The sequence below is a fragment of the Streptomyces sp. NPDC003248 genome (assembly GCF_055563235.1).
In genome coordinates this window covers 425174-444955 of sequence record NZ_JBVHDT010000005.1, presented here as the reverse complement: position 1 = coordinate 444955, position 19782 = coordinate 425174, and the positions used below count along the sequence as shown (strand labels likewise).

The 19782-nt window shown below is 73.2% G+C and carries 17 protein-coding genes and 1 pseudogene; 5 read left to right on the top strand and 13 right to left on the bottom strand.

The window, feature by feature from the left end; all coding sequences use genetic code 11:
- Window positions 1-50 precede the first annotated feature (50 nt).
- Together ACZ3KJ_RS15970 and ACZ3KJ_RS15965 are read left to right on the top strand one after the other, a co-directional pair.
- Window positions 51-1394: an MFS transporter gene (locus ACZ3KJ_RS15970; RefSeq protein WP_467527372.1), complete on the top strand. Its 1344-nt coding sequence runs from the start codon at window positions 51-53 to the stop codon at window positions 1392-1394.
- Window positions 1395-1672: 278 nt separating this feature from the next.
- Window positions 1673-2047 (top strand): RNA polymerase-binding protein RbpA, encoded by a 375-nt coding sequence (locus ACZ3KJ_RS15965; RefSeq protein WP_010357981.1) that lies wholly within the window; start codon window positions 1673-1675, stop codon window positions 2045-2047.
- Between the two features lie 240 nt (window positions 2048-2287).
- Here the strand turns inward: ACZ3KJ_RS15965 and fxsA are convergent, their stop codons facing one another.
- The 4 genes and pseudogenes from fxsA to ACZ3KJ_RS15945 all read right to left on the bottom strand — a co-directional run bounded on the left by fxsA (window position 2288) and on the right by ACZ3KJ_RS15945 (window position 6691).
- Complete coding sequence (gene fxsA / locus ACZ3KJ_RS15960; protein WP_467527370.1) at window positions 2288-2854, bottom strand: FxsA family membrane protein; 567 nt, start codon at window positions 2852-2854, stop codon at window positions 2288-2290.
- Between the two features lie 364 nt (window positions 2855-3218).
- Window positions 3219-4007: pseudogene (locus ACZ3KJ_RS15955) on the bottom strand (polyprenol monophosphomannose synthase); the annotation flags it as partial.
- A 583-nt stretch (window positions 4008-4590) separates the two neighbouring features.
- Window positions 4591-6204: an amidohydrolase gene (locus tag ACZ3KJ_RS15950; protein WP_467527369.1), complete on the bottom strand. Its 1614-nt coding sequence runs from the start codon at window positions 6202-6204 to the stop codon at window positions 4591-4593.
- Between the two features lie 46 nt (window positions 6205-6250).
- Window positions 6251-6691, bottom strand: a complete 441-nt coding sequence (locus ACZ3KJ_RS15945) for an Lrp/AsnC family transcriptional regulator (protein WP_385067172.1) — start codon at window positions 6689-6691, stop codon at window positions 6251-6253.
- Window positions 6692-6955: 264 nt separating this feature from the next.
- Here ACZ3KJ_RS15945 and ACZ3KJ_RS15940 point away from each other — a divergent pair, with 264 nt between their 5' ends.
- Window positions 6956-7414: a hypothetical protein gene (locus tag ACZ3KJ_RS15940; RefSeq protein WP_467527366.1), complete on the top strand. Its 459-nt coding sequence runs from the start codon at window positions 6956-6958 to the stop codon at window positions 7412-7414.
- 544 nt (window positions 7415-7958) lie between these two features.
- On the opposite strand, the gene ACZ3KJ_RS15935 is transcribed toward ACZ3KJ_RS15940, so the two are convergent.
- The 4 genes from ACZ3KJ_RS15935 to ACZ3KJ_RS15920 all read right to left on the bottom strand — a co-directional run bounded on the left by ACZ3KJ_RS15935 (window position 7959) and on the right by ACZ3KJ_RS15920 (window position 11942).
- Window positions 7959-9131, bottom strand: coding sequence for an acyl-CoA dehydrogenase family protein (locus ACZ3KJ_RS15935; protein ID WP_467527365.1), 1173 nt, complete (start codon window positions 9129-9131; stop codon window positions 7959-7961).
- A 313-nt stretch (window positions 9132-9444) separates the two neighbouring features.
- Window positions 9445-10104 carry a TetR/AcrR family transcriptional regulator gene (locus ACZ3KJ_RS15930; protein WP_467527364.1) on the bottom strand — a complete coding sequence of 220 codons (660 nt, stop codon included), beginning with the start codon at window positions 10102-10104 and terminating at the stop codon, window positions 9445-9447.
- Window positions 10105-10198: 94 nt separating this feature from the next.
- Window positions 10199-10339: an SCO1431 family membrane protein gene (locus ACZ3KJ_RS15925; RefSeq protein WP_467527363.1), complete on the bottom strand. Its 141-nt coding sequence runs from the start codon at window positions 10337-10339 to the stop codon at window positions 10199-10201.
- A gap of 118 nt (window positions 10340-10457) precedes the next feature.
- Entirely contained in the window at window positions 10458-11942 is a 1485-nt protein-coding gene (locus ACZ3KJ_RS15920) for a peptidase C39 family protein (protein WP_467527361.1), read from the bottom strand.
- Window positions 11943-12527: 585 nt separating this feature from the next.
- Here ACZ3KJ_RS15920 and ACZ3KJ_RS15915 point away from each other — a divergent pair.
- Both ACZ3KJ_RS15915 and ACZ3KJ_RS15910 read left to right on the top strand, forming a co-directional pair.
- Window positions 12528-13100: a uridine kinase family protein gene (locus ACZ3KJ_RS15915; protein WP_467527449.1), complete on the top strand. Its 573-nt coding sequence runs from the start codon at window positions 12528-12530 to the stop codon at window positions 13098-13100.
- A gap of 491 nt (window positions 13101-13591) precedes the next feature.
- Complete coding sequence (locus ACZ3KJ_RS15910) at window positions 13592-15457, top strand: AAA family ATPase (RefSeq protein ID WP_467527359.1); 1866 nt, start codon at window positions 13592-13594, stop codon at window positions 15455-15457.
- An 84-nt stretch (window positions 15458-15541) separates the two neighbouring features.
- Here the strand turns inward: ACZ3KJ_RS15910 and ACZ3KJ_RS15905 are convergent, their stop codons facing one another.
- The 5 genes from ACZ3KJ_RS15905 to ACZ3KJ_RS15885 form a co-directional block, all read right to left on the bottom strand.
- Window positions 15542-16588 carry a hemolysin family protein gene (locus ACZ3KJ_RS15905; protein WP_389519508.1) on the bottom strand — a complete coding sequence of 349 codons (1047 nt, stop codon included), beginning with the start codon at window positions 16586-16588 and terminating at the stop codon, window positions 15542-15544.
- Window positions 16585-17910 carry a hemolysin family protein gene (locus ACZ3KJ_RS15900; RefSeq protein ID WP_389519510.1) on the bottom strand — a complete coding sequence of 442 codons (1326 nt, stop codon included), beginning with the start codon at window positions 17908-17910 and terminating at the stop codon, window positions 16585-16587. The genes ACZ3KJ_RS15905 and ACZ3KJ_RS15900 overlap by 4 nt, the downstream gene beginning before the upstream one ends.
- 200 nt (window positions 17911-18110) lie before the next feature.
- Complete coding sequence (locus tag ACZ3KJ_RS15895; RefSeq protein WP_467527356.1) at window positions 18111-18566, bottom strand: PH domain-containing protein; 456 nt, start codon at window positions 18564-18566, stop codon at window positions 18111-18113.
- Window positions 18567-18580: 14 nt separating this feature from the next.
- The gene (hisG, locus tag ACZ3KJ_RS15890; RefSeq protein WP_389519514.1) at window positions 18581-19429 is read right to left on the bottom strand and encodes an ATP phosphoribosyltransferase; all 849 of its coding nucleotides are present in this window, start codon (window positions 19427-19429) and stop codon (window positions 18581-18583) included.
- Between the two features lie 67 nt (window positions 19430-19496).
- On the bottom strand, window positions 19497-19769 hold the full coding sequence (locus ACZ3KJ_RS15885; RefSeq protein WP_389519516.1) for a phosphoribosyl-ATP diphosphatase: 273 nt from the start codon (window positions 19767-19769) through the stop codon (window positions 19497-19499).
- Between the last annotated feature and the right edge of the window lie 13 nt (window positions 19770-19782).

Here is a 19782-nt window from a genome sequence, read left to right as displayed (position 1 = left end):
CGGTCAGCGTCCCTCGCGCGGCCACTCTCAGCGGGGAAGCGAGGGCACGGGTGGACACCGACACCGTGCGGACGGCGGCCGACGACGCCGTGGGGCGGCGGCGCGAACAGCGCGGCTGGTACTTCTACGACTGGGCCTGCTCCGTCTACTCGACGAGCGTGCTCACCGTGTTCCTCGGACCGTATCTGACCGCGGTCGCGGAGGACGCCGCGGACGCCGGCGGGTACGTGCATCCGCTGGGCATACCGGTCCGCGCGGGCTCGTTCTTCGCGTACTCGGTGTCCCTGTCGGTGATCGTGGCCGTGCTGGTGATGCCGCTGGTGGGCGCGGCGGCCGACCGCACGGGCCGCAAGAAGCCCCTGCTGGGGGCCGCCGCGTACGTGGGCGCCGCGGCCACGACGGGCATGTTCTTCCTCTCCGGCGACCGCTATCTGCTGGGCGGCGCGCTGCTGGTCGTCGCGAACGCGGCCCAGTCCGTGGCGATGATGCTCTACAACTCCTATCTGCCCCAGATCGCCCCGCCCGAGGAACGCGACGCGGTCTCCTCGCGCGGCTGGGCGTTCGGGTACGCGGCGGGCTCACTGGTCCTGGTGGTGAACCTGGGGCTGTACCTCGGCCACGACGCGCTGGGCGTCTCCGAGTCGACGGCCGTCCGCATCTGCCTGGCCTCGGCCGGCCTGTGGTGGGGCGGCTTCGCCCTCGTCCCGCTGCGCAGACTGCGCGACCGGCCGACGGCCGCCCGCGAGGCGACCGCCCCCGGCCTGCGGCAGCTCGCGGCGACCGTCCGGGACATGCGCCGCCACCCCCTGACCCTCGCGTTCCTCCTCGCCTACCTCGTCTACAACGACGGCATCCAGACGGTGATCTCCCAGGCCTCGATCTACGGCTCCGAGGAACTCGGCCTCGGCCAGTCCACCCTCATCGGCGCCGTCCTGCTGGTGCAGGTGCTGGCCGTCGTGGGCGCCCTGGCGATGGGCCGCCTGGCCCGCCGGTACGGCGCGAAGCGCACGATCCTCGGCTCGCTGGCGGCGTGGACGCTCACACTGGGCGCCGGATACTTCCTGCCGGCCGGCGTGCCGGTGGGCTTCTTCCTGCTGGCGGCGGCGATCGGCCTGGTGCTGGGCGGCAGCCAGGCGCTGTCCCGCTCCCTGTTCTCCCATCTCGTACCGCCCGGCAAGGAGGCCGAGTACTTCTCCGCGTACGAGGTGAGCGACCGCGGGATGAGCTGGCTGGGGCCGCTGCTGTTCGGGCTCACCTACCAGCTGACCGGGAGCTACCGTGACGCGATCATCTCGTTGGTGATCTTCTTCGTCCTCGGGTTCGCGCTGCTCGCGCGGGTCCCGGTGCGACGGGCGATCGGGGACGCGGGGAACCCGGTACCGGAAAGGATTTAGCACTCCGGGCGAAAGGGCGGTAGTGTACGCGTTTGGCCTGCCAGGCGTACCGTTACTGCGCGTCAAAGATGCCGAAACGCTGGGTGACATCTCCTTTCAGATGTGACAAACCGGGCGCCGGTGGGTACTGCACTGGTTGACAAGGCTGCGGCTACGACGGCGACGCATGACCCGGAACGGGACTCGGAACGGGAATCTTTACCGCCGACCGGACGTTGACCGGATGACGACGACAGCGACACCTGTCCTGTGGGCGACAAGCCCGGGAGGCACGATTCATGAGTGAGCGAGCTCTTCGCGGCACGCGCCTCGTGGTGACCAGCTACGAGACGGACCGCGGCATCGACCTGGCCCCGCGCCAGGCCGTGGAGTACGCATGCGAGAAGGGGCATCGCTTCGAGATGCCCTTCTCGGTCGAGGCGGAGATCCCGCCGGAGTGGGAGTGCAAGGTCTGCGGGGCCCAGGCACTCCTCGTGGACGGCGACGGCCCTGAGGAGAAGAAGGCCAAGCCCGCGCGTACGCACTGGGACATGCTGATGGAGCGGCGGACCCGCGAGGAACTCGAAGAGGTCCTCGAGGAGCGGCTGGCCGTTCTGCGGTCGGGGGCGATGAACCTCGCGGTCCATCCCCGCGACAGCCGCAAGTCGGCGTAGTCCCGCGGGGCTGGGACCAGGCCACCAGCGCACGTGACATGACCGCGGGCGCCGTACGTGAGAGACGTACGGCGCCCGCGGTCGTGGTGCGTCCGGGCGCGGGCGCGGGGTCGTACAGCGCGTACGCCCGGACGGACCGGCCCTTTCGGAACCGGCCCGTCCGGAGCCGACGATCACCTGACGGCGATCCCATGTCTGCGATCCCATGTCTGCGATCACACGTCGGCGATCGCCCGGCGGTCAGCGTGTCAGCGGCGGACGCGGACCCGCGCCCGCGTCGCCCGCGTCGCTCCCGCGCTCGTCGTCCCTGATCACCTCGCCCTGGACCACCTTCCCGTCGGGGCGGCGCATCCGGGCCTGCTGGAAGGCGTCGCCCAGGGAGCCGGGGCCGGCCTCCCGGAGCTTGCGGTCCACCATGCGCTCCGCCGAGCGCCCGACGGCCTTCTGGACCGGCAGGAGCAGCAGGAGCAGGCCGAGGGCGTCGGAGATCAGGCCGGGGAGCATCAGCAGCAGACCGCCGAGCATCATCAGGCCGTTGCCGCCCCGGGACGGGGGCGTGCCGCGCTGGAGCGCCTCGTTGAGGTTCTGGAAGGCGCGGCGGCCGGCCCGCTTGATGACCACCGAGCCGAGGACCAGCCCGGCGACCAGCAGCAGGAAGACCGTGGCTCCGCCGGCCGCGCCCGCGACCACGGTCAGCAGCCAGATCTCCAGCACCAGCCACGCGGCCACGCCCAGCGGCAGTGCCGTCCGCAGGCGGGAGCGTCGGGGCCGGGCCGGGTGGAAGGGGGTCGAAGCGCCAGTCGTCATGGACCCAGTGTGCCTGGGCCCGGCTCAGCGGAGCGTAAGAGGACGATCAGTCGTCGCTGTGCGACTCGGACGACGACGGCCGCGACGGCGACTCGGACGACGACGGCGACGCCGACTCGGGAGCGGGCGTGGGCACGGCGGCAGCCGGACGGCCGGAAGCCGATCCCCCGGAAGCCGGCACCTCGGACCCCGGTTCCCCGGAGGCCTCACTCCCGGACACCGATGCCCCGGACGCCGGGACCTCGGACCCCGCACCCACGGAAGCCGAGCCGGCGGACGACGCACCCGCGGAAGCCGAGCCGGCCGACGACGCGCCGTCGGCCGGCGGAGCGTCGGCCGGCGCAGGCTGCTCCTGCTGCTCCTGCCGCTCCCCCTTGCCCGCGATCTTGCCGACCCGCTCGCCCACGCCCCACGCCGTGACCCGCCACAGAGCCTCGACGAGGATGTCGCGGCTCATCTTGGAGTCACCGAGTTCCCGCTCGACGAAGGTGATGGGCACCTCGACCACGTGGAAGCCGGCCTTGACCGCGCGGCGGGCGAGGTCGACCTGGAAGCAGTAGCCCTGGGAGGCGACCTCGTCGAGTCCGAGGCCCTCCAGGGTCTCGCGGCGGAAGGCGCGGTACCCGCCGGTGATGTCCCGCAGGGGCAGGTCCAGGGCCAGGCGCGAGTAGAGGCTGCCGCCGCGGGAGATGATCTCGCGGGACCTGGGCCAGTTCACGACGCGGCCGCCCGGCACCCAGCGGGAGCCCAGGACGAGGTCGGCACCCTTCAGGGCGGTCAGCAGACGGGGCAGTTCCTCGGGCTGGTGCGAGCCGTCGGCGTCCATCTCGATCAGCACGCCGTAGCCGTGCTCCAGTCCCCAGCGGAAACCCGCGAGGTAGGCGGCGCCGAGTCCTTCCTTGCCCTTGCGGTGCAGCACCCGGACCTGCTCGTCGGCGGCGGCCAGCTCGTCGGCGAGCTTGCCGGTGCCGTCGGGGCTGTTGTCGTCGGCCACGAGGACGTGGGCCTCGGGGACAGCCTCGCGCACCCGGCCGACGATGGTCTTGATGTTCTCGGCCTCGTTGTAGGTCGGGATGATCACCAAGGCCTTGCCGAGCGGACCGAACTGCCTCCCACGGTCCTGTGCCGCGCGGGTCGCGTCGCCGTCGTTCACTGCTGCCCCTTCGTGTCCGTACGCAGGGGACCACCATAGTGGCCGCCGCCTGCGCCGACGTGACGGGACGTTCGTATGGTGGTGTCGTTTTCAGATAAGCGGGGTATGTACGCGCTTTTGGGCTTGTATGTACGAGGCTACTGCGGGCGGGAGTGGCCCGGTGCACTGCGGACGGGGGTGGTCCGGGGTGCTGCGGATGGGGGCCCGGCGCTCTTCGGGCCGACCTGGGACCCGCTGGCTGCGGGTCGACCGAAAGCCGTTGTCTACTGAGCGCCCGGGCCCCATCCGGGTCACACCTCCCTTACCGGCCGGAACGGTCCCTCGCCACGACGCGGGCGCTGAGCCTGGCTCCCAGTGGCGGTACGCCGGTGCGGCGGACCGTCCCTGACCCAGCGGCGCCCCGGCGAGTGAGCGGACGTTCCCCAGCGGGGCGTCCGGTGGTGGACTCGCCGAACCTATCGGCCCCCCGCCGTCGCCTGTCAACAGCCGTTCGACCTGCGGGTCTTCGATCAATGCGCTGGTCAGCGGCAAGATCGCCGGAGGGCGGGCGGACGGGTGATCCTCCGCCCGCCGTCCCGGCGGATCACTCCCCCGGCCGTACGTAGACCGTCCGCCCCCCGACCACCGTGCGCAGGCAGACGGGCAGGTCGGAGCCCGGGGTCAGGTCGGGCAGGCCGGGGGTTCCGGAGCGGGGGTCGGTGGACCAGCGGGCCACCCGGTCGTCCGGGGCCTGCACGACCAGTTCCTCCGTGCGCCACACCGCGTAGTCCGCCGGCGCGCCCGGCACCAGCACGCCCGCGTCGTCGCGTCCGACCGCCCGCCAGCCCCCGCGGGTGTGGGCGGTGAAGGCGGCGCGCACGGAGACACGGTGCTCGGGCGTGCGGTGGAAGGCGGCGGCGCGGACCGTGCCCCACGGGTCGAGGGGCGTGACCGGGCTGTCGGAGCCGAACGCGAGGGGGACACCGACGCGCAGCAGGGCGGCGAACGGGTTCAGCGTGCGGGCCCGGTCGGCGCCCAGGCGCCGGGCGTACATGCCGTCCTCGCCGCCCCACAGGGCGTCGAAGGCGGGCTGGACGGAGGCCGTCAGACCGAGTTCGGCGAAGCCGGCGATCGTCTCCGGGCTGAGCATCTCGGCGTGCTCGACCCGGTGGCGGGCGGCACGCACCCGGGCCGGGCCGAGCGCGTCGGCGGCGGCGCGCACGCCCTCCACGACGGCGGAGACGGCGGCGTCGCCGATGGCGTGGAAGCCCGCCTGGAGGCCGGCCTCGGTGCAGGCCACGACGTGTGCGGCGATCTCGGGGGCGCTCAGGTAGGCGCGGCCGGTGTGGGCCGCGTCGGCGTACGGGGTGTGGAGACAGGCGGTGTGGGAGCCGAGGGCGCCGTCGACGAAGAGGTCGCCGGCCGCGCCGACGGCGCCGAGTTCGCGGGCCTTGTCCACGTCCCGTTCGGCCCAGTAGCCGACGACCCGCGGGCCGGGTTCCTCGGCGGCGAGCCGCAGCAGTCCGGTGAAGTCGTCCTCGGAGGAGATCTCGGGGCCCGCGCACTCGTGGACCGAGCCGATCCCGAGGGAGACGGCGTGGGCGAGGGCGGCGCGCTGGGCGTCGGTGCGCTGCCGGGCCGTCACGGCCGCGAACGCCGCGGCGCGTACGGTGTGGTGGTCGTCGGCGGTGAGCGGGCGGTCCGGCGGAAGGTCCGTCCGGCCGAGGTCCGGGGTCAGGTCCAGCAGGGCCGTGGTGACGACCGCGGAGTGGACGTCGATCCGGGAGAGGTAGAGGGGACGGCCGCCCGTGGCCTCGTCCAGTTCCGCGCGCGTCGGCGGGCGGCCGCCGGGCCAGCGGGAGGCGTCCCAGCCGTGGCCGAGCAGCACCTTGTCCTGCGGGTGGGCCGCGGCGAAGTCCCGTACCCGGGCCAGGGCCGCCTCCAGGGAGGGCGCGGCCGACAGGTCCAGGCCGGTCAGGGCGAGGCCGGTGGCGGTGGTGTGGACGTGGGCGTCGGTGAACGCGGGGGTGACCAGGGCGCCGTCCAGGTCGACCACCTCGTCGACGCCGTCGGCGAAGGCGTCCGCCGCACCCTCGGAACCGACCCAGGCGACCTGGCCGCGCTCGACGACCATCGCGGTCGCGAACGGGGCGGCGGGGCTGTGGACCTCTCCTCGGCGGAGCAGGACGGTCTTCGGCTCGGGGGTGCGCTCACTCATGGACACAGTGTCGCGCCCCGCCCGGGCCGCCCGGCACGCGGACCCCTCAGATCCTCGGCGGCCGGGCCTCGTACGGAGTGGACAGGACGACCGTGGTCCGCGTCGAGACGCCCGCGAGCGCCCGGAGCCGGCCCAGCAGTTCCTCGAGTTCGTGCGGGGTGGCCACGCGCACCTTCAGGATGTAGTTCTCGTCGCCGGCCACGCTGTGGCAGGCCTCGATCTCCGGCACGCCGGAGAGACGGTCGGCGATGTCGTCGGGGGCGCTGGGGTCGAAGGGTTTCACCGAGATGAACGCGGTCAGGGGCAGCCCGACGGCCTCGGAGTCGACGACGGCCGCGTATCCGCGGATGACGCCGCGCTGTTCGAGCCGACGCACCCGCTGGTGCACGGCCGAGGTGGACAGGCCCGTGGCCTTGCCCAGATCGGTGTAACTCATCCGCCCGTCCTTGACGAGCAGCTGCACGATTTGTCGGTCCAGCTCCTCCATGGCGCAAGAACTTACAGGGCACGCGATCTCCTCGTATACCTATGCAGCCCAGGTCATACGGGTTCGTGATGTGACCGGAGGTCAGGTGCGGGCCGCCCCGATCGACCGGTTCGCTCGGGCATCTGCGCGCGGCATGTGACGAACGCCACAAGCCCCGCCCGGGCTTCGTGATGTTCTCGTGATTACCCCCGAGACGGTCTGGGAAGTGCTTGCTGTGGTCGAGGCCGCAGCGCCTTCACGGCCCAGCCCGAGGGGGAGAATCCCATGCAGAGTCTTAAGCGCCCTGGTCGTACCGCGCCCAAGCGGTTCCAGCCCGTCGTCGTCGAACTCGAGCCGGAGGGCGTCGAACCCGACGTCTTCGACGCCGAACTCGCCGACGCAGGCGAGGAGTTCGACGCGTACGACACCTTCGAGATGTACCGGGTGATCTGCCCGGACTGCGCGCAGCCCATCGCGCTGCTGGCGGACGAGGAGATCCTGCCGGAGCACGCGCTGTGCGCCTCGCCGTGGAACCCGTTCGGGCTCACGGTCTGCGCCGGTACCGGCCGCACGGCGGCCGAGGCGCGCCCCGCGGACGAGTCCGTCGAGCCCCAGGAGCAGGACACCGCCCTGCTGCTGACGCTCCCGCAGGGCCTGGACTGGCGCATGCAGCCCTTCTCGCACGTCGGCGGCCCGGGCTCGCGCCCGATGCGCGTGCCGACGGTGCGCCGCCACGCCGCCTGAGCCTCCCGCCCGGCCGGAGCCGGCCCGCCTTCTTCGTCGACTGCCCTGCACCATGGTCCTGGTCCGCCGTGGCCCGAGGATGCCGTGGTGCAGGACCGGTGCAGGACGACCGGCCGAGCGAGCCTGACGGCGCATGACCGGCCGAGTGAATGCGCACCAGGAGACTTGACGGCCCGTCAACCTCGTCGACGGCGGCGGGAACGCACCAGAGGACGGCCGGCCCCGAACCGATGCCCCCACCGGCCCCGCCCCGCCGCGACGGAGCCCGGGGCACCCTCCGAACTCACGCCCGACCGGCCGGTCCGGTGACCCGGACTCGCGCCCGCGCGTTGCCCCGGTATGGTCCTCACCTACTCGACAGCGCCCGGGCGTCACCGCCAGCTCTACGTCCCGGCGTCGGCAGAATCGGTTCCGCCGCCCCTGCCGGACCCGCCGATCTACCGTGCCGTGATGCGCGCCTGGGCCGACCGGGGCCGCACCCTGCCGGGCCGGCACGACCCGGAGTGGGCGCGCCTGGCGGCCCCACTGGTGCGTCCGGGCCAGTTCAGCGGGTCTGCGGACCCACTAGGTGACGGGCGATGACCATGCGCTGGATCTGGTTCGTGCCCTCGACGATCTGTAGGACCTTGGCTTCCCGCAGGTAGCGCTCGACGGGGAAGTCCGCGGTGTAGCCGTAGCCGCCGAGGACCTGGACGGCGTCGGTGGTGACCTGCATCGCGGCGTCGGTGCAGTGCAGCTTGGCCATGGCCGCCTGCGGCGCGAACGGCCGGCCGGCGTCCCGCAGCCGCGCCGCCGCCAGGTACAGGGCCCGGCCCGCCTCGATCCGGGTCGCCATGTCGGCGAGCAGGAAGCGCAGTCCCTGGAAGTCGGCGATCGGCCGCCCGAACTGCCGCCGCCGCCCGGCGTACACGACCGCCTCGTCGAGGGCCGCCCGGGCGACCCCGACCGCGCAGGCCGCGATGCCGAGCCGCCCGGAGTCCAGCGCGGCCAGGGCGATCGCGAAGCCCTGCCCCTCGTCGCCGATGCGGCGCGCGTCGGGGACCCGTACGCCGTCGAAGTGGAGCTGGGCGGTGGGCGAGCCCCGCAGCCCCATCTTCCGCTCCGGCGGCGCGGCGGTCAGGCCTTCGGCGTCACCGGGGACCAGGAACGCGGTGATCCCCCGCGGGCCCGCGCCGCCGGTACGCGCCAGGACGGTGTAGAAGTCCGCGACGCCGCCGTGGGTGACCCAGGCCTTGGTGCCGGTGATCCGCCACTCGTCGCCGTCGCGCACCGCCCTGGTCCGCAGCGAGGCCGCGTCCGAACCGGAGGACGGCTCGGACAGGCAGTAGGCGCCGAGCCGCCCGCCGCCGAGCATCCCGGGCAGGTGCGCGGCCCGCTGGGCCTCGGTGCCGTGGGCGGCGACCGGAAAGGCGGCCAGGGTGTGGACGCTGACGCCGAGCCCGACGGTGAGCCGGGCCGCGGCCAGCTCCTCCACGGCCTGGAGGTAGACCTCGTAGGGCTGGCCGCCGCCCCCGTACGCGGGCTCGTACGGCAGGCCCAGGAGCCCCGCCTCCGACAGGAGGGTGAACAGCGGGCGCGGGAAGTGCCCGGCGGCCTCCTCCGCGGCGGCCGTCGGGACGATCTCGCGGCCGGCGATGTCCCGGACGAGGGCGAGCAGGTCGCGGGCCTCCTCCGTGGGCAGGAGGCGGTCCACCGGCGGCGGGGAGCGGTCGGTCATGGCGGCACTCTCCTCCCTGGGCCCACCGGAGACCTTCGCCCCGCGCCGCACGGGCGGCGGCGGCCGGCGGAGGCCGGGCGCTGCGAGTATGCCCGCCGAGCCCACCGCCCGCACGGCCGGAAGGCGGCGAGATTGGTCCGCACCATTGACCGGACTGGTCTAGTCCTCCTAGGCTCACCGGCACCGCGTTCTCGCGTTCATGCCCATCGGCGTACGCGACCCGGCGGGCCGTGAGCCGATCAGGGCCATCGGCTGGCCGGACCCGCGAGGGCACCCGGGGCGGAGGACCACGAGCCTCCGCCCCGGGGGCGGGTCAGGAGTCCCGGCGCGCCGGTTCCGGCGCCGGGAAGGCGGGGTCCAGCTCCTCGACGGCGCGCAGGGCGCCGCCCAGGGTCTTCACCAGGAGGTCGCCCATGACCTCGCGGGAGAGCTCGGGGCGGTCGATCCAGTCGAGGGTGGCGCCCTCCACGCTGCACACCCAGGAGAGCAGGCCCATCCGGGGCAGCGGCGGAATGTCGCTGCGGCCGTACGCGCCCTCGGCGATGGTCGCCACGATCGCCTCGCGCACCCCGTCCCGGATGGCGTGCACCTCGGTGTCGAAGCCGACACCGCCGCTGACGATCGTGCGGTAGGCGGCCTGGTGGTGCTCCGCGAAGCGCAGATAGCCGTCGACGGTGCGGTGCACCCGGTCCACCTGGGGCAGTTCCAGGCCGCTCGCGGCGAAGGAGACCAGGTCCGCGACGGAGTCCTGGATGATCGCCAGGTAGTAGCCGCGCTTGGACTGGAAGTAGTAGTAGATCAGCCCCTTGGCGACGTGCGCCTGCCGGGCGATGTCGTCCATCGAGAGCGCGTCGTAGGACGTGTCGGCGAACAACTTCCGCCCGATGGCGATGAGTTCGGCGCGACGCGCCAGTGAGCGCTCGGTGCCGCGCGCCTGGGGACGGGCACCGGCACGCTGGTGACTGATGTTCAAGGTCGACCCTGGTCTCAACGGTCGGCGGGACGACGTCAGTATGTCAGGTCGAACGGTGGGTCAGATCACAGCGCGGGAGATCGCGGACACCGCGTCAGAGCAGTCCGAGCTGGGTCACGAACATGGCCACGACGGCGACGAGGACCCACCCCATGACATGTTCGAGGATCTTCGGCCCGTCGTCCCCGGGACCGCCGGTGCGGGTACGGGGGGCGGTGGCTGCGTGTGCGGTCATGGTGTCTCGCTGAGGTCGGGCGTACAGGGTCCGGACTGTCCACCTTGCCACCGGTCAGGGCTTTTGCGGTCGAGAGCTTGCTCACACGGCGGGGGCGCGTTCCCGCCGTGTGCCCGGTTCACAGCACCCCGACCGCAGCGAGCGCCGTGCGCTGGCGCGCGGTCGGACGCGCCGGGAAGTAGAGGTAGCAGACGCCTCCGGTGCCGGAGACGACCGTGCCGCTCGCGTCGTACCGCTTGGTGCGCAGCCAGACGTTCTCGAACTCGCGGCGACGGTAGACGCGCCGCACCGCCGCGTTGCTCGGCGAGGCCGGGTCGTTGGCGATCACGTCGCCCTCCGCGGTGAACCCGATGACGGTCATCAGGTGGCCGGAGGTGCCGTACCCGGCGCCCGTCAGCTCCCCCTTCAGGAAGGACTGGGAGGTCATGGCCGGGATGCCGGCGGCGATCAGCGTCTCCAGGTCGGTGAGGGAGGCGAGCCGGGTCACCACGCCCTGGAGGTCCTCGAAGGTGGCCGCGTAGGCCGCGTTGAACGGCCAGTTGCCGCAGCCCGCGTACTGGTGGTCGTACGTGGACCGGGCGGCGTGGCACACCTGTGGGTCGGCGTACGCGGGGTCGACCCAGGCGAGCTGCTCGGGGGTGAGGCGGCCGCCCCAGTACTCGATGATCATCTGGGACGAGGTGGGGCTGCACCAGGCCTCGCCGCCGTTGTCGTACTCGGGGTACTGGCCCGTGTGGATCTCCTGGGAGTACCGCGGCACGCTCAGCTCCCCGGCCGCGCCGGGCACGGAGGCCGGGACGGTGAAGCGGTCGGGGACGTCGGAGCCCATCGCGCCCAGCCGCCACACGGTCGGGGTGAGCTGCGTACCGGGCCTGCGGTAGAGGGTCAGCCGGAGGCGGTACGACGTGAGGCGCAGGCCGGTGGAGGCGTCGTCGACGGCCAGTGTGTCCGTCCAGACGGCGCTCCTGCCGTCGCTCTGGCCGTCGACGGAGGTCCGCCGGATGTCCTGGTCGCCGGACGCCCACCGCCCCATGACGTACCAGGGGGTGTCCGTGCCGTCGGAGTAGGTGGCCCGCAGTTCGGCCTGGAGCCAGGTGCCGCCCGGGGTGCCGGCGTTCCAGGACGCGATCGCCTCGGTCGCGGGGACGGTGAGCCGGTGGACCGGGGAGGTCCAGGTCGCGTACTCCCAGGCGGCGGTGGTGCCGGTGTGCGGGTCGGTGTAGTCGGCGGTGCCGACGGGGGTGCCGATGGCGACGCCGGGCCGGGTCCCCGCGACCGTCCGGGTCCCCCGGGCGGTTCCGGAGCTCCAGTCGGCGAGGGTCGTCCAGGAACGGTGGTCGACGGGCCGGCCGGCGGCCCCTCCGGCTCCCGCGGTGGCGGCCGTCCCGGGGCCGGCCGTGCCGACCGTGCCGGGGCCCTCGGTGCCGGCCGCCTCGGTGCCCGCGGTGTCGGCGGCCGCCGGGGCCGAGCCCCCCGCGACGGCCGCGGCGACCGCGGCGGCGAGGACGGTCCTGCGGGTGGGCCGGTCGGACGCCGCGGGGCACTGGTCGATTCCGCCGGAGCGCTGCTCCGCTCCGCTGGACGGCTGTTCGGCTTGGCTCATGGGCGAACGACTCCCAGGGTCTCGCGGGTCGGGGCGGATCAGATCAGACCGGGTCGGATCAGGTCGGGTGCGGTGTGCGGGTGCGCGGTGTGCGGGTGTGCGGTGTGCGATGTGCGGGTGTGCGATGTGCGGTGTGCGGTGCGCGGTGCGCGGTGTGCGGTGCGCGGTGTGCGGTGCGCGGTGCGCGGTGCGCGGTGTGCGGTGCGCGGTGCGCGGTGCGCGGTGTGCGGTGCGCGGTGTGCGCCCACTATGGCCGCAGGCGGCCGGGTCGGCCAGCACCGACGCCCGTGCCACGCCCGGCGCCACGGGTCCGGACCACTGACGGCACCCGGGCGGGCGCCGCACCGGCGGCCCACGCCCGACGCCACTGCCGGCGCCAGGACGTCGCATCGCCCCCCTGGCCCGCCCGCGGACCGCACCCGAACCGCACCCGGCCCGCCCCGGACCGGGTCGCCGGCGCGACGACCGCCCGACGGTCCCCCTACCGCACTAGACTGGCCCGCCGCAGACCCCCACCCCACGCGCGGCCCCGGGCGGCACCGCCCGAGCCCGCCCGGGGCACCCCCCGAATCACCAGGACCCGCCATCCACCAGCTCGCCTCCCGGCTCCGCCGGCTGCCCCCGTCCTGCGGCCCGGTCCGTCTGATCGGCGTCGACGGGCACGCCGGTTCGGGGAAGTCCACGTTCGCCGGGCGTCTGGCGAAGGCGCTGGGCGACGCGCCCGTTCTCCATCTGGACGACATCGCGAGCCACGACGAACCCTTCTCCTGGACCGGACGTCTGCTGACCCAGGTGATCACCCCCCTCCGCACCGGCGGGACGGCCCGCTACACGCCCTACGACTGGCACGCCCGCCGCTTCGGCCCGCCCCGCCCGCTCCGGGCCGCCCCGGTGGTCCTGGTCGAGGGCGTCGGCGCGGGCCGCCGCGTCCTGCGGCCGCACCTGGCGCACCTGCTGTGGATGGAGGTGCCCCGCGAGGAGGCCTGGGCGCGGGGGCGTGCACGGGACGGGGAGGAACAGCGGGACTTCTGGGACGGATGGGTCCGGGCCGAGGAACGTCATTTCGCCGAAGACCCGTCGAGACCGTACGCCGACACCGTGGTGCGGCAGGTGCAGGAGGGGTACGAGATGCTGCCGGGGCCTATGGGAACGCGCTGAGCGCACCACACCGTCACACAGGGTGAGGGACCGCCCGCGATGTGGTGAACCTGTGAAGGGGTCGTGCGTGCGAACTTCGCCAAGTGCTCCGACGCTGCTTGACCGGCGGCCCGTACAGGACTTACGTTCTCAATGTGCGGCAATCCAAGCCGCCCCAGGACGCGAAGCCCCCGGTTGTTCCCCCGTGATCGGGGGCTTCGTTCTGCCCTCGTCCGGCGTTCTCCGCCCCGGACGACCGCCGCGCGGCGCCGTTCGCTCACCCAGGGTCACCGTGCCCAGGTGCGCCCCTTCTGCCCCCACCACGCCAAACGTCCTGTGCGGCACCCTTCGGCGGGCGACGCCCCCGCAGGTACGATGCCCTCGGTGCGACCTACGGACAGCTGCTGCGCGCACCTTGCAACTCCGGTCCGCGGCACAGCGGTTCGACCAAGGCGGCCGGTGGGCGACGGCCCGGCGGCATACCGACGGGGGCACGGTTTGTGGGGGACGTGATGGACTTCGGCACGCGGGGCCCCGAGGCCCCGGCCGACCTCGCCTGGCTGCGAGGCGTGGACGCCTACACGATGGGCGCGTATCCACAGGCGGAGGAGGAGTTCCGCACCGCGGTGCGGATCGATCCCGGCATGGCCGACGGCTGGCTCGGGCTGCACGCGCTGCGCGTCGACACGACGACCGCGCTGCTGAGGATGTTCCGGCACCGCGACCGCTTCGGCGAACAGCGCACCCGGCACCGACGCACCCTCAACTCCTGGTACTGGCTGGGCTGGTGGGTGCAACCGGTACTCGAAAGCCCCCGCGACCTGCTGCTCGCGCACGCCTCGCACTGGCTGGACGGCCGGCACGTGCCCGAACTGGACCGCGCGCTCGCCGGGCTCCCGCCCGTCGACACCGACCAGCAGGTCCGCTTCCTGCACGCCTGCCGCGCCTACCTGGTCAAGGACTGGGAGCAGTTGGTCCGGCACACCGACCCGCTGGCCGACGACCCGCTGCTCGGCATCGAGGCCGGCCTGTTCGGCGGCATGGCCCGGGTCCGGCTGGAGATGTACGGGCAGGCCGAGCCGCTGCTGTCGACGGCGCTGATGCGCTGCCGCAGCGAGCAGCCGCAGCGCAAGGAACTGCGCTACTGGCTGGCCCGCGCCCACGAGGGCACCGGCCGCTCGGCCGCCGCCCTCCCCCTGTACCGCGCCGTCCACCGCGTCGACCCCGCCTTCATGGACACCGCGGCCCGGCTCGCCGCGATCGCCGAGGGCGACGGCTACGACGATCCGGGCGACCTCGCCCCGATCACCCTCACCGGTGCCGGCCAGGACACCGGTGACGGGCCCGACGTCCTCGACCCGCTCTTCGGCACCGAAGGACGGGACCTGAAGCTCACCGAACCCGGTGACCTGCCGCCCGTCGGCCCCCTCCCCTCGGTGACCGGCCCGGCGGTGCGCGAGCGGACGCTGGTGCCCTCGGTGCTGCCCGCCGGGCCCACCGACCCCGTCCTCCTGGAGGAGGCGCTCGCCGAACTGGAGCGCATGGTGGGCCTGGAGCCGGTCAAGCGCCAGGTCAAGGCGTTGTCGGCGCAGTTGAACATGGCCCGGCTGAGAGCCGGGCAGGGTCTCCCGGTCCAGCCGCCCAAGCGCCATTTCGTCTTCTCCGGCCCCTCCGGCACCGGCAAGACCACGGTGGCCCGCATCCTGGGCCGCGTCTTCTACGCCCTCGGCCTCCTCGGCGGCGACCACCTCGTGGAGGCCCAGCGGGCCGATCTGGTCGGCGAGTACCTCGGCCAGACGGCGGTGAAGGCCAATGAGCTGATCGACTCCGCGCTGGGCGGTGTCCTCTTCGTCGACGAGGCGTACTCCCTGTCCAACTCCGGCTACGGCAAGGGCGACGCGTACGGCGACGAGGCGCTCCAGGTGCTGCTGAAACGGGCCGAGGACAACCGGGACCACCTGGTGGTGATCCTGGCCGGCTATCCGGAGGGCATGGACCGTCTGCTGGCCGCGAACCCCGGGCTGTCGTCCCGCTTCACGACCCGGGTCGACTTCCCGTCGTACCGGCCCCTGGAACTCACCTCGATCGGCGAGGTCCTCGCCGCGGAGAACGGTGACGTGTGGGACGAGGAGGCCCTGGACGAGCTGCGGTCGATCGCCGGGCACGTGGTGGAGCAGGGCTGGATCGACGAGCTGGGCAACGGGCGGTTCCTGCGGACTCTGTACGAGAAGAGCTGCGCCTACCGGGACCTGCGACTGTCGGTGTATCCCGGGGCCCTCACCCGGGACGATCTGTCGACGCTGCGGCTGCCGGACCTGATGCAGGCGTACGGGGAGGTGCTGTCGGGCCGGGGACCGCAGGATCCGTCGGCCCTGTAGGCCCCGTAGGCCCCGTAGGCCCTGTCGGCCGCCCGGCCCGTGGCGCGGGCGCGCCGCCGGAAGCGGCACGCCCGCGCGTGAGGGCTACGAGGCCATCACCACCTCGGGCACGTCCCGGTGGGCCGGATCCCGCACCTCGCCGACGAGCAGTTCCAGTACGTCCTCCAGGGCGACCAGGCCGAGCACCTTGCCCGAGGCGTCGGCGACCTGCGCCAGATGGGTCGCCGCCCGGCGCATGACCGTCAGCGCGTCGTCGAGGGGCAGGTCCGCCCGGAGGGTCGTCATGGAGCGCCACACCTGCTGCGGCACCGCCCGGTCGGAGTGCTCCAGGTCCAGGACGTCCTTCACGTGCAGGTAGCCCATGAAGGCGCCGTTCTCCGCGGCGACGGGGAAGCGGGAGTAGCCGGTGCGGGCGGTGAGGTCGACGATCTCGCCGGGGGTGACCGACGGACTGACCGTCACCAGCGACTCCCGCCGCAGCAGCACGTCCGTGACCGGCCGGGAGCCGAGTTCCAGCGCGTCCTCCAGCCGCTCCTGCTCCTCGGGGTCGAGCAGACCGGCCTGGCCGGAGTCCTCCACCAGCCGGTTGAGCTGTTCGCTGGTGAAGACGGCCTCCACCTCGTCCTTGGGCTCGACGTCGAAGAGGCGCAGGATGCCCTGGGCGCAGGCGCCGAGGGCGACCGTGATCGGACGGCACAGCCGGGCGAAGGCGACCAGCCCCGGGCCGAGCCACAGCGCGGCCTTCTCCGGGGCCGCCATGGCGAGGTTCTTCGGGACCATCTCGCCGATGACGAGGTGGAAGAAGACCACGGCGGCGAGGGCGATGACGTAGCCCAGCGGGTGGATCATCCCGTGCGGGAGGTGGACCCACTCGAAGACGGGCTCCAGCAGGTGCGCGACCGTGGGTTCGGCGACCGCGCCCAGGGTGAGGGAGCAGACGGTGATGCCGAACTGGGCGGCGGCCATCATCTGGGGCAGGCGCTCCAGTCCGTGCAGGACCTGGCGGGCGCGGGCGGTGCCGAGTGGCTCGATCTGGCTGCGGCGGACCGACACCAGGGCGAACTCGGCGCCGACGAAGAAGCCGTTCGCGAGCACGAGGAGAGCGGCGAGGGCGAGTTGGAGGACGCTCATCGGGCGGCCTCCACGACGGCCCCGGTGCGCACGAGGCGGACCCGCTCGGCCCGGTAGTGGCCGACGCGGCGTACCGACAGGCGCCAGCCGGGCAGCTCGGCCCGGTCTCCGACGGCCGGGATGCGGCCCAGCAGGTCGGCGACGAGTCCGGCGACCGTCTCGTAGGGCCCCTCGGGCACGTCGAGGCCTATCCGCAGCAGGGTGTCGACACGGCAGCTGCCGTCGACGTCCCAGGCGGGCCGGCCGTCCTCGGGCGGCACGGCGGCCAGTTCCGGGGTGTCCGCGCCGTCGTGCTCGTCGCGGACCTCGCCGACGATCTCCTCGACGATGTCCTCCAGGGTGACCACGCCGGCCGTGCCGCCGTACTCGTCGACGACGACGGCGATGGGCTGCTCGCTGCGCAGCCGGGCCAGCAGGGGCCGGACGGGCAGCGTCTCGGGGACGAGCAGCGCCGGGCGGGCGATCCGGCCGACGGGGGTGCGCAGCCGTTCGTGGACGGGGACGGCGAGGGCGTCCTTGAGGTGGACCATGCCGACGATCTCGTCGATCTTCTCGTGGTAGACGGGGAAGCGGGACAGGCCGGTGGCGCGGGTCAGGTTGACCACGTCCTCGGCGGTGGCCGACGCCTGAAGGGCGCTGACCTTCACGCGCGGGGTCATGACGTGCTGGGCGGTGAGCTCGGCCAGGGACAGGGTGCGGACGAAGAGGTCGGCCGTGTCCTGTTCGAGGGCGCCGGCCTGCGCGGAGTGCCGGGCCAGGGAGACGAGTTCGCCGGGGGTGCGGGCGGAGGCCAGTTCCTCGGCGGGCTCGACGCCCAGGGCCCGCACGAGCCGGTTGGCGACGGCGTTGAGGCCGGCGATGACCGGCCGGAAGAGGCGGGCGAAGGCGTACTGCGGGCCGGCGACGAAGCGCGCGACCTGGAGGGGCCTGGACACCGCCCAGTTCTTGGGCACGAGTTCGCCGATCACCATCTGCACGGCGGAGGCCAGCAGCATGCCGACCGCGACGGCGACACCGGAGACCGCGCCCTCGGGGATGCCGGTCGCGGTGATCGGGCCGTGCAGCAGCTCGGCCAGCGCGGGTTCGGCGAGCATGCCGACGACGAGGGAGGTGATGGTGATGCCGAGCTGGGTGCCGGAGAGCTGGAAGGACAGCTCCTTGAGCGACTCGACGACCGTGCGGGCTCGTCGGTCGCCGTCGGCGGCGGCCTTCTCGGCCTCCGGTCGCTCGACGGTGACGAGGCCGAACTCGGCGGCGACGAAGAAGCCGTTGGCCAGGATCAGCAGGAACGCGGCTGCCAGGAGCAGCAGGGGGATGGTCATGAAACCGCCGCCTCCGCTGGGGAGGGGGCGGCGCAGGTACTACAGGACGAACCGTCCATCGCCTGAGAGGGTCACTCCTCGGGTAGCAGGAACCCCTGTGCGCCGGGCCCGGCACGACAGGGGCGGAGACGTCGGGGAAACGTCTCCGCCACCAGATTAATCAAGACACGGGCCCGTGCGGCAGGGTGGACGACCCCGAGTCAGCCCTGATCTTGCCCGGGGTCGCGCAGGGAGCGGGCCTCGACGAGGCTCCGCAGGGCGCGTGCGTCGGCGATGGCGCGCTCCCTGGCGATGCCCGGCTGGATGCCGAGCGCGGGCAGGCTGGTGCCGTCGCTGAGGTCGAGGAACACCCAGGCGTCGCCCGGACGGAGGTTCACCCGGAGGATCTCCGCCCAGTCCAGGTGCCTGCGGCTGGCGATGTTCACGACGGTGACACCGGAGTCGTCGGCGACGACCTTGACGCGGGCCAGCTGGGCCAGCACCCAGAAGCTGAGGGCGCCGGTGACGATGAAGCTGAGCCGCTCCCCGGGGCCGAGCTGCTCCAGGAGCAGCGAGACGCCCGAGATCACGACGAAGATCACGGCACCGGCGGTGAGCAGCACCGCGCGGGTGCGGCCCGGCCGGAAGGTGACGGGGAGGGTGGGCAGGTCGGACATCGTCGGCGGGTACCTCAGAGGCGGCAGGCGTGGATCGCCGTGGTCAGGATGGCGCGGGCGCCGATGTCGTACAGGTCGTCCATGATCCGCTGCGCCTCCTTGGCGGGGACCATGGCGCGGACGGCGACCCAGCCCTCGTTGTGCAGCGGGGAGACGGTCGGCGACTCCAGGCCCGGCGTCAGGGCGACGGCCTTCTCGAGCTGCTCGACGCGGCAGTCGTAGTCCATCATCACGTACGTCCGGGCGACGAGGACGCCCTGGAGACGGCGGAGGAACTGCTGGACCTTGGGCTCGTCGGTGCCGGCGCCGGTGCGGCGGATGACGACGGCCTCGGACTTCATGATCGGCTCGCCGATGACCTCCAGGCCCGCGTTGCGCAGGGAGGTGCCGGTCTCGACGACGTCCGCGATGACCTCGGCGACGCCGAGTTCGATGGCGGTCTCGACGGCGCCGTCCAGGTGGACGACGGAGGCGTCGATGCCGTTGTCGGCGAGGTGCTTGGCGACGATGCCCTCGTAGGAGGTGGCGACGGTCATGCCGCCGAGGTCCTCGACGCCCTTCGCGGTGCCGGGCTTGGTGGCGTAGCGGAAGGTGGAGCGGGCGAAGCCGAGCGGGAGGATCTCCTCGGCGTTGGCGCCGGAGTCGATGAGCAGGTCGCGGCCGGTGATGCCGATGTCGAGGCGGCCGGAGGACACGTAGATGGCGATGTCGCGGGGGCGGAGGTAGAAGAACTCGACCTCGTTCTCCGGGTCGACGATCCGCAGTTCCTTGGACTCCCGGCGCTGCTGGTAGCCGGCCTCATGCAGCATCTCCGCCGCAGGGCCTGACAGGGAACCCTTGTTGGGGACGGCGATGCGCAGCATGAGGCGAGCTTCCTTCGTTCGGGCGGAATGCGTGGAGAACGGGTGGGACGGGTGGGGGCGGTGCGGCTCAGAGGTGGGCGTAGACGTCGTCCAGGGAGATCCCGCGGGCGACCATCATGACCTGGACGTGGTACAGCAGCTGCGAGATCTCCTCGGCTGCCGCGTCCTTGCCCTCGTACTCGGCGGCCATCCAGACTTCGGCGGCCTCTTCGACGACCTTCTTGCCGATGGCATGGACGCCCTTCTCGACCAGTTCGGCGGTGCGGGAAGTGGCGGGGTCGCCGGTGGCGGCCTTCTGCTGGAGCTCGGTGAAGAGCTCCTCGAACGTCTTCTTGGACATGGTGCCGCCCACT